15 protein-coding genes are annotated in these 15,402 nt (G+C 45.0%); 8 read left to right on the plus strand and 7 right to left on the minus strand.

Annotation, left to right across the window (positions count from 1 at the left end; genetic code table 11):
* Window positions 1-2: 2 nt before the first annotated feature.
* The 6 genes from MSP8886_RS11915 to MSP8886_RS11940 form a co-directional block, all read right to left on the minus strand.
* On the minus strand, window positions 3-797 hold the full coding sequence (locus tag MSP8886_RS11915; RefSeq protein WP_067016697.1) for an L-iditol 2-dehydrogenase: 795 nt from the start codon (window positions 795-797) through the stop codon (window positions 3-5).
* Window positions 798-876: 79 nt separating this feature from the next.
* Window positions 877-2,307 carry a mannitol dehydrogenase family protein gene (locus tag MSP8886_RS11920; RefSeq protein WP_083200933.1) on the minus strand — a complete coding sequence of 477 codons (1,431 nt, stop codon included), beginning with the start codon at window positions 2,305-2,307 and terminating at the stop codon, window positions 877-879.
* Window positions 2,300-3,403: an ABC transporter ATP-binding protein gene (locus MSP8886_RS11925; protein WP_067016699.1), complete on the minus strand. Its 1,104-nt coding sequence runs from the start codon at window positions 3,401-3,403 to the stop codon at window positions 2,300-2,302. The genes MSP8886_RS11920 and MSP8886_RS11925 overlap by 8 nt, the downstream gene beginning before the upstream one ends.
* A 14-nt stretch (window positions 3,404-3,417) precedes the next feature.
* On the minus strand, window positions 3,418-4,248 hold the full coding sequence (locus MSP8886_RS11930) for a carbohydrate ABC transporter permease (protein WP_139063137.1): 831 nt from the start codon (window positions 4,246-4,248) through the stop codon (window positions 3,418-3,420).
* Window positions 4,249-4,258: 10 nt separating this feature from the next.
* Window positions 4,259-5,119 carry a carbohydrate ABC transporter permease gene (locus MSP8886_RS11935; RefSeq protein WP_067016701.1) on the minus strand — a complete coding sequence of 287 codons (861 nt, stop codon included), beginning with the start codon at window positions 5,117-5,119 and terminating at the stop codon, window positions 4,259-4,261.
* Between the two features lie 95 nt (window positions 5,120-5,214).
* Window positions 5,215-6,534 carry an ABC transporter substrate-binding protein gene (locus MSP8886_RS11940; protein ID WP_067016703.1) on the minus strand — a complete coding sequence of 440 codons (1,320 nt, stop codon included), beginning with the start codon at window positions 6,532-6,534 and terminating at the stop codon, window positions 5,215-5,217.
* Between the two features lie 324 nt (window positions 6,535-6,858).
* On the opposite strand from MSP8886_RS11940, the gene MSP8886_RS11945 reads away from it, so the two are divergent.
* Both MSP8886_RS11945 and MSP8886_RS11950 read left to right on the plus strand, forming a co-directional pair.
* Window positions 6,859-7,137 carry an FAD assembly factor SdhE gene (locus MSP8886_RS11945; RefSeq protein ID WP_067016704.1) on the plus strand — a complete coding sequence of 93 codons (279 nt, stop codon included), beginning with the start codon at window positions 6,859-6,861 and terminating at the stop codon, window positions 7,135-7,137.
* Between the two features lie 100 nt (window positions 7,138-7,237).
* Complete coding sequence (locus MSP8886_RS11950; protein ID WP_067016706.1) at window positions 7,238-7,579, plus strand: hypothetical protein; 342 nt, start codon at window positions 7,238-7,240, stop codon at window positions 7,577-7,579.
* On the opposite strand, the gene nadB is transcribed toward MSP8886_RS11950, so the two are convergent.
* Window positions 7,576-9,171 carry an L-aspartate oxidase gene (nadB, locus tag MSP8886_RS11955; protein WP_067016708.1) on the minus strand — a complete coding sequence of 532 codons (1,596 nt, stop codon included), beginning with the start codon at window positions 9,169-9,171 and terminating at the stop codon, window positions 7,576-7,578. The two genes, MSP8886_RS11950 and nadB, sit on opposite strands and share 4 nt — an antisense overlap.
* A 215-nt stretch (window positions 9,172-9,386) precedes the next feature.
* On the opposite strand from nadB, the gene rpoE reads away from it, so the two are divergent.
* The 6 genes from rpoE to MSP8886_RS11985 all read left to right on the plus strand — a co-directional run bounded on the left by rpoE (window position 9,387) and on the right by MSP8886_RS11985 (window position 15,361).
* The gene (rpoE, locus tag MSP8886_RS11960) at window positions 9,387-9,980 is read left to right on the plus strand and encodes an RNA polymerase sigma factor RpoE (protein ID WP_067016710.1); all 594 of its coding nucleotides are present in this window, start codon (window positions 9,387-9,389) and stop codon (window positions 9,978-9,980) included.
* Window positions 9,977-10,651, plus strand: coding sequence for a sigma-E factor negative regulatory protein (locus MSP8886_RS11965; RefSeq protein ID WP_067016712.1), 675 nt, complete (start codon window positions 9,977-9,979; stop codon window positions 10,649-10,651). The genes rpoE and MSP8886_RS11965 overlap by 4 nt, the downstream gene beginning before the upstream one ends.
* Window positions 10,652-10,653: 2 nt before the next feature.
* Window positions 10,654-11,619, plus strand: coding sequence for a MucB/RseB C-terminal domain-containing protein (locus tag MSP8886_RS11970; protein ID WP_067016714.1), 966 nt, complete (start codon window positions 10,654-10,656; stop codon window positions 11,617-11,619).
* Window positions 11,616-12,086 carry a SoxR reducing system RseC family protein gene (locus tag MSP8886_RS11975; RefSeq protein ID WP_067016716.1) on the plus strand — a complete coding sequence of 157 codons (471 nt, stop codon included), beginning with the start codon at window positions 11,616-11,618 and terminating at the stop codon, window positions 12,084-12,086. The genes MSP8886_RS11970 and MSP8886_RS11975 overlap by 4 nt, the downstream gene beginning before the upstream one ends.
* A 61-nt stretch (window positions 12,087-12,147) precedes the next feature.
* Window positions 12,148-13,569 (plus strand): DegQ family serine endoprotease, encoded by a 1,422-nt coding sequence (locus MSP8886_RS11980; protein WP_067016718.1) that lies wholly within the window; start codon window positions 12,148-12,150, stop codon window positions 13,567-13,569.
* 361 nt (window positions 13,570-13,930) lie between these two features.
* On the plus strand, window positions 13,931-15,361 hold the full coding sequence (locus MSP8886_RS11985) for an alanine/glycine:cation symporter family protein (protein WP_067016720.1): 1,431 nt from the start codon (window positions 13,931-13,933) through the stop codon (window positions 15,359-15,361).
* The last annotated feature ends 41 nt before the right edge of the window (window positions 15,362-15,402 follow it).

Here is a 15,402-nt window from a genome sequence, read left to right on the forward strand (position 1 = left end):
GATTAGCTCATTACGTTGCCACCATCAACATTATAGGTTTGTGCGGTAATATAATCGGCTCCGGATGAGGCCAAAAACAGAGCCAGAGACGCCACTTCTTCGGGTTTGCCCATGTAACCTAAGGGGACGGCTTTACCGACAGCAATTTTCTTTTCACCTATTTCTAGATCTTCGTATTTTGCAAACAGCTTGTCGACCTCTTTCCACATGGGCGTGTCGATTACGCCGGGAGATATGGCGTTAACATTGATTTTATGGGGCGCCAAAGCTAACGCGGCTGACTGGGTGTAGCTGATCACGGCAGCTTTGCTGGCACAGTAATGGCTGACCAGCGCTTCGCCCCGGCGTCCAGCTTGAGAGGCCAAATTAATAATCTTACCTGGAATGTGTTTTTCTACCATGGTTTGGGCGATTTTTTGCATCGTGAAAAACATGCCTTTGACGTTAATTGCAAAAATACGGTCAAAGCTTTTTTCTGAGGCTTCTAGCATCGGTGCTAAGTCAAACACGGCGGCATTATTGACCAAGATATCGATTTGTCCGAATGTGCTGATGCAGCTGTCGATGAGTTGATCAATTGCTTCTAGGTTGCTCACATCTGCACCAATATAACGAGATTGGTTTGGGTATTTTGCCAGAACTTGTGCAATGGGTTCTGGTTCAGATTTAGGGTAATCACTGAGGATCACTTTGGCGCCATTCTCAAGATAGGTTTGAGCAATAGCGAGACCAATACCTCCGGCGGCGCCGGTTATGAGGGCAACTTTGTTGGTAAGGTCATGGTTGCTGGTGGCCATGTTGATATTTCCTTGTATTGTTGTTTTTAGATTAGGCATACAGCGTTAGGGTAATATACCTAGTGTTTATTAATGGTAATCAAGCGTATGTTGCTTGCATTTCTCGGATTGCCTGAGCCAAGTGTTCTGGGAAGTTTGGGTAGTCCTCAGGGAGGTTGCCCCATAGAAACCGATCATGGGTGAAGGCTTTAATGCCGGCTTCGTCATTGGTGAATGCCTTCATGGCATCGAGATTGGGCTCGTGATAAGGCATCTCTATTTGGCCTGCGGCGGCTTTTTGGAAAAACACAAACCAACCTGCAATCCCCTGTAGGGTTTTATGAGGAACACGATTCAGTTTGTAGATGCCTGCCAAAGACGGATAGACAAAAATAGGATATTTGGCATAACCATCGGTACAGATGCGTTCCACTGTGTCGCCAATATTGGCGTTACTGAAGCGGGCAGCAATGATGCTGAAGTAGTTGGGCAGATCGACAATAGAGTCACCGATGGCTGGAATGGCATCCTGATTGGCAAAGTCAGTGAAATATTGTTTTAACTCGGCGTCCCGCATAGCTTCATCAAAATAGGTTAACCCTTTCAATGCCGCTTGATAGGTGACGCAGGTGTGGCCAGCATTGAGAATGCGAATCTTAGCTTCTTCATAGGGGTCGACTTTATCGACCATTTGTACGTCAACTTTTTCCAAAGGAGGACGTTCACCGGCAAAATTGTCTTCAATCACCCATTGAATAAAATCTTCCCCCATTACGGTCATTTGATCGTTCATGCCAAAGCGTTCTTGTACGTCTTTCACATGAATTTGGCTGGGCTTAGGGGTGATGCGATCCACCATAGCACAAGGGAAGGTCACATTGTCTTTGATCCATTGGGCCAAAGCTTGGTCTTGTTTAGCGGCTAAAAACTGCATCAAGCCTGTCTGCAAATGTTTACCGTTATGACGCAAATTATCGCAACATAAGAGGGTGATTTTGGCTTTTGAGGTTTCACTGCGTTTTTTAAGCCCAGCATACAAGAAGGCGTAGAGAGTATTTCTGCCCCCTTCGATGTCCGCTTGGATGGCTGGATGATCTTCTAGCAGGACTTGGTTTTCATCCAGATAATACCCACCTTCTGTCACCGTAGAACTGACAATTTGGATGCTGGCATCGGCAATAGCCTTGTCTACTTCCTGTGGTACTTGCGCACCGTCAATCTGGTGCATGATGGAGCGGATATGTTGGTATTCGGTGCCGCCTTTTGGATCCATCGTCTTCAGAACATACTCGCCCTTTTGCTGCATAAAACGGGTGAAACTGGCACTGTCTTGAGGACGAATATTGACGCCAATAAGGCCCCATTGTTTGCCTTCAGGCTCAGCCAGTAAACGGTCAAGGTAAACGGCTTGGTGAGCACGGTGAAATGCTCCCACTCCAATATGTACTATGCCTGGCTGAATCTCATCCCTTTGATAAGGCTGGCTAGACAATTGGGCCTGATGTTTACTGGGGTTCAGGTAATTAGTCATAAACTGTCTCCTCAGCGATCATAGAAATAACGCGATCACTGTCGTTGAGTAGAATAATTTCGTCGGTATCGATGTTGATGTGAACCTGTTGTTCGTCCTTGATTCTGCTACGTGCGGCGGCCTTAACGATGATTCTCTGCTGATTGCTGAGGCGCACGTGGGCGTAGGCTTCAGAGCCTAAGTGTTCGATCAGTTCTACATGACCGGATAAATCCCCATCACTGTCTACTAGGGCGAGATGTTCAGGGCGAATCCCTAATGTGCTATTGGTATTGATGTCTTCTTGAAGGCGAGAGACAGGGAAGCTGGTTTTACCACCGCCCACACTCAGTGCTAGACGGTCTCCTTGGTTGTCTATCTGATCGATAGGTATTAGGTTCATTTTTGGAGTACCGATGAATTCGGCCACAAAACGACTTTTAGGTTGACGGTACAGTTCTAGTGGCGTGCCGACTTGCTCGATTTGTCCCGCGTTGAGAATGACAACACGATCCGCCAAGGTCATGGCTTCCACCTGATCATGGGTGACATAAATCATGGTGGTGCCCAGTTGTTTGTGCAGACGAGCCAGTTCTAGGCGCATCTGTACTCGAAGGGCGGCATCTAGGTTAGAAAGTGGCTCATCAAATAAAAACACTTTTGGCTGGCGCACGATGGCTCGACCAATGGCTACCCGCTGGCGTTGGCCACCTGAGAGTTCTTTGGGTTTTCGTTCCAACAGGGTGTCCAGTTGCAGGGAGGTGGAAGCTATGCGGACTTTTTCATCTATTTCAGTTTGTGGTGCTTTGGCTAGTCGCAGAGCGAATGACAAATTCTCTTTCACTGTCATATGTGGATAAAGCGCATAGGACTGGAACACCATGGCTAGATCCCGTTTGGCAGGTGCCAGTTCGCTAATTTCCTGACCATCGAGATTGATCTTCCCGCTGCTACTGGTTTCAAGACCTGCGATGGTGCGCAATAGGGTGGATTTACCACAGCCAGATGGGCCAACAAAGACGATAAATTCACCTTCCTCAATGGACAGGTTGATGCCGCGCAGAGCATGGTAGTTATCATAATGTTTTTGTAATCGATTAATTGTTAAATAACTCATGGCTTAAATTCCTATTATTTGACGGCACCAAATGTCAGGCCTTGGACCAACTGTTTCTGACAGAACCAGCCGAAGATGATGATGGGGGCACAGGCTAGGGTGGAGGCGGCTGATAGCTTGGCCCAGAATAAGCCTTCAGGACTTGAGTAAGAGGCAATCATGGCGGTTAGTGGTGCCGCATTGGTAGCCGTCAGGTTGATGGACCAAAACGCTTCGTTCCAACACAAGATGATGGATAGCAACCCCGTTGAGATGATGCCGCCAACGGACAAAGGCATCACCACTTTGGTAACTTCCGTCCAGGGCGTTGCTCCGTCCATTCGTGCGGCTTCTAGAATTTCTTTAGGCAAATCCTTGAAGTAGGAAAACAGCATCCAGACGATGATGGGCAGATTCATCAAGGTAAAAATGATGATCAGTCCAGTTCGTGTATCGAGCAGTCCATAATCTCGACCTAAAAGATAAATTGGCACCAATACCCCAACAGATGGCAGCATTTTGGTGGACAACATCCATAACAGGATATCTTTGGTCCGCTTGCCTGGGAAAAATGCCATAGAGTAAGCGGCTGGAATGGCAATGATCAGAGCGATGATGGTGGCCCCAAAGGAAATCACAACCGAGTTCATGGCATGGTACAGATAATCGCTACGCTCCTGCACAATAGCGAAATTCTCTAGGGTGGGTTTGAAAAACAGCTCCGGCGGAAAGGCAATGGCCTGAGCTTCTGTTTTAAAGGAGGTAAGAAACATCCAAAAGATTGGGAAAAACAGTACTAAGGCGATTATCCAAGCCAAAGAGCCAATCAGGACGGTTTTGAGCTTTTTTTGTTGAGTAAGAGTCATCACAATCACCTCACACCGTTAAGTTTTTGCCGACGGCACGGATTAAGAAGAAGGCCACAATGTTCGCCAAGACGACAGCGATTAAGCCGCCAGCCGAGGCTGTGCCTACGTTAAATTGCAGCAGTGCTTGGTTGTAAATCATGTAAGCCAAGTTGGTGCTGGAGTAGCCTGGGCCCCCATTGGTGGAGACATAAATCTGCGCGAACACCGACAATAGAAAGATTGCCTCTATCATGACGACCACGGTAATGGGTCGAGATAAGTGCGGAATGGTCAGATAGCGGAAAATATGCCAGCTAGTGGCACCATCCATTTGCGCGGCTTCTTTTTGTTCGTGATCTTGTGATTGTAAGGCGGTAACAAAGACCAAAATGGCAAAAGGCAGCCATTGCCAACTGACCATGACGATAATTGAAAACAGCGGGTAGGTAGAAAGCCAGTCAATGGGAGTCAGTCCGAGGCTTTGCCATATCCAAGCAAAAATGCCATAAACTGGATTCATCATCATGTTTTTCCAAACCAAGGCATTCACCGTGGGCATAACAAAGAAGGGCGAGATGAGCAGTACTCGCACAATGCCACGGCCAAAAAAGGGTTTGTCAATCAGGGCAGACAACGCGACCCCAAGCACGACGGTGATGATCAATACGGACCCAACCAGAAGAGTGGTATTGCCTATTGCGGTAAGAAAGGCCGGGTCCGTTATGAAGAAATCGTAGTTCAACCAACCAACGAACCGAGTAGAACCCGGATACAGTAGGTTGTAATGAATGGTTGAGAAGTAGATGGTCATGGACAAAGGTATGATCATCCACAAAAGCAACACGATGACAGACGGAGCCATTAACAAGCGAGTGATAGTACGCTTCATGGGGAATCTCTCTCTTATTATTGTTATAAAGGCCAGTGGAAGGTCAGAAAGTTAGGAACAAAGGAGGGTTGTTCCTTTGTTCCTAAACAGCAAGGTTAGTAGTAACCTGCCGCTCGCATTTGACGTTCTGCAATTTTCTGGGCATTTTCCAGCGCTTGATCCACAGACATTTTTCCGGCCAGAGCGGTGGAAATCATTTGTCCTGTGATCGTTCCTATTGATTGGAACTCAGGAATGGAAACAAACTGTATACCCTTGTATGGTACAGGTTTTAAAGTACTGTCCTCTGGGTTGGCAGATTTGATGGCGGTAAACTCCGCTTTCGCAAAGATTGCAGCTTTTTGGAAATTAGGGTTGGCATATGTACTTTCTCTTGTACCAGTAGGGACAGACGCCCAACCATAATGCTTCGCAACCAATTTAATGTAGCCTTTAGAGGTTGCCCAACGGACAAATTTTTGTGCGTCGGCTTGATGTTTACTGGTGACAGGAATAGCGAGCGCCCATGACCACAGCCAATTAGAGCCTTTTTTGGTGACTTCATAGGGTGCCTGTGCGAAGGCGACTTTGTCAGCAACTTTACTTTCTTTTGGATTTGATACAAAAGAGGCTGCAATGGTAGCGTCCACCCAGATACCGCATTTGCCTTGTTCAAATAAGGCAAGATCTTGGTTGAAGTTATCCGAAGTGGCTCCTGGTGGTCCGTATTTTCTCAGCATGTTGACGTAGAAGGTAACGGCTTTTTTCCACTCAGGTGAGTCAATTTGTGGATGCCACTTCATATCAAACCAGCGTCCACCGAAGGCGTTAACAATGGTGGTTACTAGAGCTGTATTGGCTCCCCAGCCAGCTTTGCCGCGTAGACAAATACCATATATGCCTTTTTTTGGATCGTTTATGGCTTTGGCCACTTTTTCGATATGCGTCCATTTATCTCGATCGGTGATTTTCATGCCCGCTTTTTCAACTAGATCCTTGCGGTACATCACCATGGAGCTTTCTCCATAGAAAGGTGCCCCGTAGAGTTTGTCCTTATAAGACAACCCTTGGCGAATGGAAGGAATCAGGTCTTTCACATCATATTTGCCACTGGTATTGATGGGGGATAACCAACCGCGTTTGGCCCAAATAGGCGTGTTGTACATGCCTATGGTCATGATGTCATACAAGCCACTTTTGTTGGCAATGTCTTGCGTAAGATTCTGGCGTAATTGGGTCTCTGGAAGCGTAACCCACTTGATTTTGATACCAGGATTGGCTTTTTCAAACTCGGGGGTGAGCTTTTGCATTTGGATCATTTGACCATTATTAACCGTCGCAACGGTCAGAACGGTATCGGCGATGGCGTCTGTAGTTAGCATAGTTGCTGCACAAGAGGTGCCTATGACAAGCGCGGCTTTCGCGAAGTTTTTCATAGTAGGTCTCTCCCTTTTGGAGTCGTTATTATTTTTATCTCGTTAACCTAGTCTTGATAATTTTGGTTACCAAGTTGTTCAAATATATGCTTAGTGTTATTTCCTCTCTAATACAGAAAACTCCAATATTGGTACTATTTTGCTTTGTTTTTGCTTTTGTCTGGAAAAATGAGTCAAAAAAGTACGTTTAATTTTTTGGGGTCTCATTACTACGCTTAAAAAATCATCTGGTTTTAAGATCTGCATCAGAGAATCTGTGTTAGCTATTTTCTGTTTTGCGGCAAATGGCTATAATGAGCCCGATTCTATTTAGGGGAACATTGAATGACTGAAATCACCGCCGATTCCATTGAATTTAAACGTCTTAAAATGCAGTGCCGTCGAGGCATGCTAGAGCTGGATGTTCTTCTTGAACCTTTTCTAGAGGAAGTGTATCTAACCTTGGAAGAGGAAGATCAGCAGCGTTTTATTAAACTGCTTGCCTGTGAGGATCAGGAGCTATTTGTTTGGTTTATGCAAAGAGAAGTGGCACCAGATCCGGATCACGCCCGTATCGTTAATATCATTTTGACCCGTGTTCAGCCTGAAAACTACAAGGCTTAACCCCTCTATAATTGGCATAGCACTTTGGCTTTTCTTTGCTGGGTGTTGTGCTCTTCTCCTGCGTGTTTTCTGGTTTCCTCCGTTGTTTTGGTGGGGGCTTTTGATTGTTTTTGTATTTGGCTTCTTAGGTCTAGTGGTTTACCGCCGAGCATGCGGCCCTATTTACATTGGGATTGATGAGTTTGGTGCTTTCTGGCAGGAACAGCAGCGTATTGAACGCTTAACTTTTGTGCGAGTGAATGGGGTTCAGCTGATTGCAACCTTTGCGTCTCAGGAGTCGAAGCTTACACGATTTTTTTGGCCAAGTTATCGTGTGATTTATCGAGACAGTGTGCCTTATGACACCTATCGCTTGCTGCGTTCCTATGGCGCACAGCAAATGTTACGACAGCGTGCCGAGGCGACAAGGGATAAACCGTCTGAGCAAGGGGATTTTATTTAAGGCTTATTATGAGGAGAAAGAATGGTCGGTTCACTGTTTTCCAGCTTGTCTGGATAATCCAGTGTGAAGTGTAACCCACGGCTTTCTTTTCGTGACATAGCGGATTGAATAATTAGATCTGCCACCACGGCCAAATTACGTAACTCTAATAAGTCGCTAGAGACTTTGTAGTTTTTATAAAACTCTTGAATCTCTGACTTTAGCAAATCCACACGATGTTTGGCGCGAAGTAAGCGTTTATTGGTTCTAACGATGCCCACATAATCCCACATAAAGCGGCGCAGCTCTTGCCAGTTATGGGTGATGACGACATCTTCATCTGAGTTGGTGACTTTCGATTCGTCCCAGTCTGGAATGATTAAGTTTTCGTTTTGGATCGGGTGGTTCATAATGTGTTTAGCCGCTGAACGAGCAAAGACAATACATTCCAATAACGAGTTGCTTGCCAAGCGATTCGCTCCGTGTAGGCCGGTATAAGCGGTTTCACCAATAGCATAGAGATGGCTAATATCGGTCGCACCATTTTGATCTACTACCACACCACCACAAGTATAATGCGCCGCAGGCACGACGGGAATCGGGTCTTTGGTCATGTCATGTCCGCACTCTAAGCAGCGTTGATAGATGGTAGGAAAGTGTTCTTTGATAAAGTTTTCGTCTTTGTGAGAGATATCTAATAACACATGATCAATCCCTAGACGTTTCATTTCATGATCGATTGCTCTAGCAACAATATCTCTGGGGGCTAACTCAGCGCGTTCATCAAATGATGGCATAAAGCGTGATCCGTCAGGTAGCAATAAGCGGCCACCTTCACCACGGACGGCTTCTGAAATCAAAAAGGTTTTGGCTTTAGCGTCATACAGACAAGTCGGGTGAAACTGATTGAATTCCATATTGCCAACACGGCACCCAGCACGCCAAGCCATCGCAATACCATCGCCTGAGGCGGTATCTGGGTTGCTGGTATAAAGATAAACTTTACTACTGCCACCACAAGCGAGAGAAACGTTCTTACCATGGAATACTTCGATAACATCGTCATCTAAGTTGAGTGCATAAACGCCGATAGCACGGTTTTCTCCTGCTAACCCCAATTTTTTAGAGGTAATGACATCGATCGCGACACGGTCAGGGAAAAATTCGATATTGGGATGATTTGTCGCATTTTTTATCAGAGCTTGTGAAATGGCCAAGCCTGTTGCATCGGCACTGTGAATAATACGTCTATGGCTGTGTCCACCTTCTCTTGTTAGGTGGTATTCTTCGTTATTGCCATAGCGGGTGAAAGGAACGCCTTGGTCAATCAACCAAGCAATGCTTTCTTTGGAGTGTTCAACGGTGAAGCGAATGGCATCTGGATCGCCCAGTTCTGCGCCAGCATCAATGGTGTCGGCAATATGAGACTCTATGGTATCTTTTTCGGATAATACCGCTGCTACACCGCCTTGTGCGTAAAGTGTTGACCCTTCGCGAATATCGGCTTTGGTCAAAATGGCGACTTTATGCGTGTTAGCCAGTTCAAGTGCTAAGGTCAATCCTGCAGCACCTGCACCGACGATAACGATATCGTGTTTAAAGTGTCGACTCATTATTGGGTTCTACTAAAATAGTGTCTGAAGTTTTAATGTTACTATTGTTAAACATAAATAGTGAATACTTTCTAAGAATGCGCTTTATTCTCCAAAAATATACACATTTTAAAAAGCGCTTGGGGCGAGTCTTATTTTTATGGGAACTCATAACATGTTGCGTTGTCTCTTATGTGTGTACAGGCACAGATGTGGAGTATTAATTAGGGGTGCCTATGCTGAGTGAAACGTCCTCTGATCAGGCGTTGGTGGAAAAAGTGCAGCAAGGCGATAAACGCGCCTTCGATTTATTAGTGGCTAAATATCAATATAAGGTAATTGGGCTAATTGGTCGCTATGTACAAGATAAAAATGAAGTATTAGATATTGCTCAAGAGAGTTTTGTTAAAGCTTATAGAGCAATCGACTCGTTTCGTGGTGAAAGTGCGTTTTATACTTGGCTCTATCGAATTGCCGTCAATACGTCCAAAAATTATTTAGTTAATCGGTCTCGTCGTCCACCAAGCTACGATATGGAACTCGATAATGATGACGTAGAGAGTCATCATGATGCGTTATTGGATACGGATACGCCAGAGGCATTGCTCAACCGTGACCGATTAGAAAGCGTTATTAGAGAAACTTTAAAGACCTTGCCAGAAGAACTGAGAAGCGCATTAACCCTAAGAGAGTTTGATGGACTGAGCTACGAAGACATAGCACTTATTATGGAATGTCCTGTTGGAACGGTGCGATCCAGAATATTTCGTGCTCGCGAGGTGCTGGAAAAACAAATACGTCCATTTTTAAATGGAGGAGACACTTTATGACGACATCAAAAGAGATTGATTCTGTGATGTTAGACAGTCTTTCGGCCATGTTTGATGATGAGGCCAGTGAGCAAGATTTAGAACGTCTTCTTGAGGTCGACGAAAGCCTTGGTAAACCAATGCAAGCGTTCCATATCATTCAGCAGTCGTTGCATCAAGAGCTGGCGGTTAATGCGAATACCAGTGTGAACTTAGTCAGTCGAGTAAGGGCGCAAATCGATCAGGAAGATCAACAAGCGGCGCTGGATCATGAGAATCAAAGTGCTACTGTCTCGCCTATTGGACAGGGAAATTTGGCATCGCAACAAGTCTCTCGGGAGGGAGCATCTTCTGACTCCATCGGAGATGAAACCACATCAAAGATGAAAAGCGTTTGGTCCTTATGGCCTTCTTTGGCGACGGCAGCTAGTGTAGCGATTGTGGTGGTGTTTACTGGCAATTATGTAATGTCCCCTGATACCGTTCCTGCTCAGGTGGCGACTGTGGAGACGCCACAAACAAATGTGGCGTTGCCAGTGACGACTCTATCTGAACTCAACAAGCAGCCACTTGATGGGGATAATCAACGCTTGCAAACCTATCTGCGACAACATGCAGAGCAAGCGACTATCAGTGCGGGTCAGGGCATCATTCCTATGGCACGTCTTGTTAGTTACCCAACGGAAGAGTAAACATGAAGCAATTACGTATGTGGAGTGTTTATCTACTGTTGATTTGTCTGATACCTGTTTTCGCTCAAGCGAAAGCGAGTCAGCCTGATGCTGCTCAGTTGTTTATTGATATGTCTAAATCGTTCTCAAACCTTAGCTATGATGGCATTTTTGTGCATTCTGAAGAGAATCAAATGAACAGTATGCGGGTTAAGCATGAACGTAAAGAAGGTAAAGAATACGAAAGTCTTGTCGATCTTGATGGTCAGAAGATTAAAGTTTTGAGGATCGGTGATACAGTAATTTGCGTTTATCCCAATGAGTCGTACTCTAATAAGTTAACCATTGGTAAGGCTCCGTTTGATCGTTTTAAGCAGTTAGATATTGACCGGTTAAAACAGGGCTATCGGTTAGAACTGAGCGATAAAATGGGGCGGATTGCCGGTCGAGATACGCGTGTCTTGAAATTGGTGCCAAAAGATAGTTATCGTTATGGTCATGAGCTTTGGCTGGATGTTAAAAATCATTTTCTTCTGAAACATGATATTACGGATGCTAGTGGTAAATTATTAGACCGGATACAGTTCACTGCGGTGAACTTTCATCCAAACTTACAACGCTCTGACTTTATTCCTAAAAAAGGGGAATACTCGGAAAAACTAACAGAACCTATGTATCGTGCTGTAAAAAGTAAGTGGACGTTTGATTGGTTACCTCCTGGTTTTGCTTTAGTTTGGCCCAATGCTAGGGCCATACATCAGGGTTCTACTATGCTTCTCCTGTCCGATGGAATGGCAAGTATTTCGGTGTTTGTGGACACCGTAAGCAAGCCGAAGGCGACAACGATGATGAATATGGGGGCGACCATGGCAGGGGAAAAAACCATCAAAGTAGGCAAACAGCTTTATTTGGTGACGATGGTTGGTGAAGTGCCAAGCATAACAATAGAAAAACTTATGTCCGTCTTTAGACCAAAGGCAAAAGAATGATAGAAGAAACGGGAACGGTATTATCCGTTGAAGAAGGCTATGCGGAGGTAGAGACCATTCGTACCAGCAGTTGTACTTCTTGTCGGGCACGCCACGCTTGTGGACATCACGCGATTGCGCAGGTGTCGGCCAGTAATCGCATGCGCATGCGTGCAACGGCCCCATTTGATGTAGAGGTGGGTCAGCGTGTTGTGGTTGGCATTCCTGAAGATACCTTGTTACAAGCCTCTTTTTGGATGTACTTGATGCCTTTGCTGGGATTAGTCGGTGGCGCTATGATGCCGTCTTTATGGCAGGCTAGTAGTGACGTATCGGTTATTTGTTCTATCATGGGTTTTGTTTTTGGGTTATTGCTAGCAAAGAGAAAATCGTTATCTGAAATAAATAATCCCAATTTTTACCCGACCATTTTGCGGATAGAGATGCCCTTAAGGGGTGAACATATTCCATTAATTTTTACGCCTTAAGTGTAGAACCTTCTTCACCTGGCACTGTAATCAACTTGATATGTCTTAAGGAGACCAATCAATGAACAGATTGCTTAAACAAACGAGCATCGGTGTCGTCATGTTTATGATGATGTTTTCCATGTTCGCCAAAGCTGCTGAGCTGCCTGATTTTACGAAACTTGTGGAAAAGGCGGCTCCGGCTGTTGTTAATATCAGCACTGAGCAAACGATATCAGCAAACGTTGCGTCGCAAGATGGGCCGCAGCTTGATCCAAATAATCAAGCACTGAACGAGTTTTTCCATCGTTTTTTTGGTCAGCAACCTTTCCCAGGACAACCTGGTGGCCCGCAGGCGCCTAGACAGGAAGAGCGTAGCTCTTTAGGGTCAGGGTTTATAATTTCACCCGATGGTTACATTTTAACCAATGATCATGTTGTTAAAGGCGCGGATGTGATTCATGTGACTTTAAGTGATCGTCGTGAGTATAAAGCCAAATTGATTGGTGTGGATGCGCGTACTGACTTGGCTTTGTTGAAAATTAAAGCGAAAGATTTGCCCACCGTTAAAATGGGCAATTCTGATACCTTAAAAGCGGGCCAATGGGTATTGGCAATTGGTTCACCATTTGGCTTTGATCACTCTGTCACCGCTGGTATTGTGAGTGCAACAGGACGTAATCTACCTGACGATAATTATGTTCCTTTTATTCAAACCGATGTAGCCATAAACCCAGGCAACTCAGGTGGTCCACTATTTAACTTAGATGGACAAGTTGTGGGGATTAACTCACAAATTTATACCCGTTCTGGCGGCTTCATGGGCATGTCCTTCGCGATTCCATCCAATGTGGCTATGTCCGTAGTCAAACAGCTAAAAGAGCATGGTAAAGTATCTCGTGCTTGGTTGGGCGTGTTGATTCAAGATGTGAATTCGGACTTAGCACAATCCTTTGGATTACAGCGTCCCCATGGTGCGCTGATCAGTCGTGTTATGCCAAAATCGCCTGCTGAAAAAGCAGGGTTGAAATCGGGTGATATTATCCTGTCCTTTAACGGCAAAGAAATTAACCATTCTAGCGCATTGCCTTATATGGTTGGCCAGTTGAAAGCAGGTGAAAAAGTGACGATGGATATTTTCCGTGATGGGAAAAATAAAACGATCTCTTTGACACTTGAGACTCGACCTGCCAGTAAGCATAAAACGGCACAGTCTATGGCAGAGCAAAACCGTCTTGGCATGGTCGTTGGCAACCTTACTGCGGATTTAGAGAAGAAACTCGACACTAAACACGGTGTAGTGGTTGAACAGGTGATTGGTGGTGCCGCTTCTCGCAATGGTTTAGAGCAAGGAGATGTGATTACGATGTTAGGTGGTAAACAGATTAAAGATGCTCAAAGCTTTTCTGATATCGTGAAGAATATACCGGATAATCGCTCTGTTCCGATGCGTGTGATTCGCCAAGGTTATCCAATGTTTATTCCATTTAAAATTGGCAAATAAATAATTGGCAAGTCGTTAATTAGTTTCGTATTTAAGCGAATTCCTTTGATAGAAAGCCCTTCATATTGATTCAATATGAAGGGCTTTTTTTGGGCTAAAAAAAACAGCCAGTTATACAGCGCAATAGATTTATCATATCACCGCCAACGGGGAGCGTTTGATCATTGTAAAGAGAGATGATGCGCTGTATTTTTACTGATCTGGTTAAAAAACGAACTGAAATAGTGCGTTTTTATGATTTCAGCGTCTATTTGAGTGCAATTTTTCTTGCTACTTGCCTTTCCTATTTGGTTCAATACCGCCCCTTGAACTGGCAATAAACGCCTCGCCAGCAATTTTATCCATTTCTAGGAGTTTTGTTTTGCTTGTACAACTAACTGATTTACTGTGGAGCTATGTTCTGATTGCATTGCTCATTGCTGTTGGCCTTGGTTTCACCCTGTCGTCCCGATTTGTTCAATTTCGATTTTTTGGGCGCATGTTTTCTGTCTTATTCGGTAAAAAAGAAGCGGCTAAAAATGGTCAACTGACGTCTTTTCAGGCCCTCGTATTATCTGTTGCTGGGCGAGTGGGCGGTGGTAATATAGCGGGTGTGGCGGTTGCTATTACCATCGGTGGTCCAGGAGCGATTTTCTGGATGTGGCTGGTGGGTCTAATGGGAATGGCCACCAGTTTTTTTGAATGTACCCTAGCACAAGCTTATAAAACGGCAGAACCTGATGGTTCTTTCCGTGGTGGCCCTGCACAATATATTTCGCGAGGTATTGGGGCTAATTGGCGTCCATTGTCCATTGTATATTCTATTTTATTATTGATTACATTTGGTGTGGCCTTTACTGGCGTACAGTCCTATGCGGTTGCCACTTCGTTGCAGGATGCCTTTCATATTCCTTTAAAAGTGAGTGGCTTGGCTTTAGCCGTTGTGATTGCTTTGATCATCTTTGGTGGTGTGAAGCGTATCGCACGTATCGCTGAAATCCTTGTGCCAGTGATGGCCATTGGTTATCTATTGTTGGCATTGATTGTGTTGGTGATGAACGTGACGGCCATTCCCCATGCACTAGAACTCATAGTGAAAAGTGCGTTTGGTTTAGGTCCTGCTGTAGGTGGTGGTATGGGGGCTGCCATTATGATGGGAATGAAACGAGGCTTGTTTTCTAACGAAGCGGGTTTAGGGAGTGCGCCAAATGTAGCGGCGACGGCTTTTGTTCCTCATCCTGTTAACCAAGGTATTGTACAATCCTTTTCTGTTTTTATTGATACCATTTTACTTTGTACCTGCACGGCATTGATTATCCTACTGGGTACCAATTACGATCCAGCAAGTACTAATATTGCAGCTGGTGGGGTGGCCTTAACTCAAGCCTCTTTAGCGACCCACCTTGGAGAGTCTGGACGTATCTTTGTCAGTATCGCGCTTTTGCTATTTGGCTTTAGTACTATCTTGTATAACTACTATTTGGGTGAAAACAGCTTAGCCTTCTTATTCCGCAAAGGAAAAGGGACATTGGCTGTCATGGTCTTTCGTTTAGCGGTTATTTTACTGTGTGGTCTTGGTGCAGTTGCCAACTTAAACTCTGTTTTTGCTTTTTCTGATTTAACCATGGGGCTGCTTGCGGTTGCCAACTTGACGGCCTTGATTATGTTATTCAAGAAAGGCTTACGTATTCTTAAACACTATGAGGATCAGTTGAAAAAAGGCATAGAGAGCCCTGTTTTCTCTGCGGCTGATCTTCCTGAGCTGAACTTGGATGATAAGGCATGGCCAGCCCAGACTGTTGAAAAGAAGTAGGCTAGGATTGGGCTGATTTTTGATCAATGGCCTAGCTCTTG

Source organism: Marinomonas spartinae (assembly GCF_900089775.1).
GTDB lineage: Bacteria > Pseudomonadota > Gammaproteobacteria > Pseudomonadales > Marinomonadaceae > Marinomonas > Marinomonas spartinae.

Coding starts and splice junctions, on each gene's coding strand:
- nadB (WP_067016708.1), bottom strand. CDS start 9,171: ATGAGTCGACACTTTAAACACGATATCGTTATCGTCGGTGCAGGTGCT.
- MSP8886_RS11940 (WP_067016703.1), bottom strand. CDS start 6,534: ATGAAAAACTTCGCGAAAGCCGCGCTTGTCATAGGCACCTCTTGTGCA.
- MSP8886_RS11970 (WP_067016714.1), top strand. CDS start 10,654: ATGAAGCAATTACGTATGTGGAGTGTTTATCTACTGTTGATTTGTCTG.
- MSP8886_RS11965 (WP_067016712.1), top strand. CDS start 9,977: ATGACGACATCAAAAGAGATTGATTCTGTGATGTTAGACAGTCTTTCG.
- MSP8886_RS11925 (WP_067016699.1), bottom strand. CDS start 3,403: ATGAGTTATTTAACAATTAATCGATTACAAAAACATTATGATAACTAC.
- MSP8886_RS11920 (WP_083200933.1), bottom strand. CDS start 2,307: ATGACTAATTACCTGAACCCCAGTAAACATCAGGCCCAATTGTCTAGC.
- MSP8886_RS11930 (WP_139063137.1), bottom strand. CDS start 4,248: ATGACTCTTACTCAACAAAAAAAGCTCAAAACCGTCCTGATTGGCTCT.
- MSP8886_RS11975 (WP_067016716.1), top strand. CDS start 11,616: ATGATAGAAGAAACGGGAACGGTATTATCCGTTGAAGAAGGCTATGCG.
- MSP8886_RS11980 (WP_067016718.1), top strand. CDS start 12,148: ATGAACAGATTGCTTAAACAAACGAGCATCGGTGTCGTCATGTTTATG.
- MSP8886_RS11915 (WP_067016697.1), bottom strand. CDS start 797: ATGGCCACCAGCAACCATGACCTTACCAACAAAGTTGCCCTCATAACC.
- rpoE (WP_067016710.1), top strand. CDS start 9,387: ATGCTGAGTGAAACGTCCTCTGATCAGGCGTTGGTGGAAAAAGTGCAG.
- MSP8886_RS11945 (WP_067016704.1), top strand. CDS start 6,859: ATGACTGAAATCACCGCCGATTCCATTGAATTTAAACGTCTTAAAATG.
- MSP8886_RS11935 (WP_067016701.1), bottom strand. CDS start 5,119: ATGAAGCGTACTATCACTCGCTTGTTAATGGCTCCGTCTGTCATCGTG.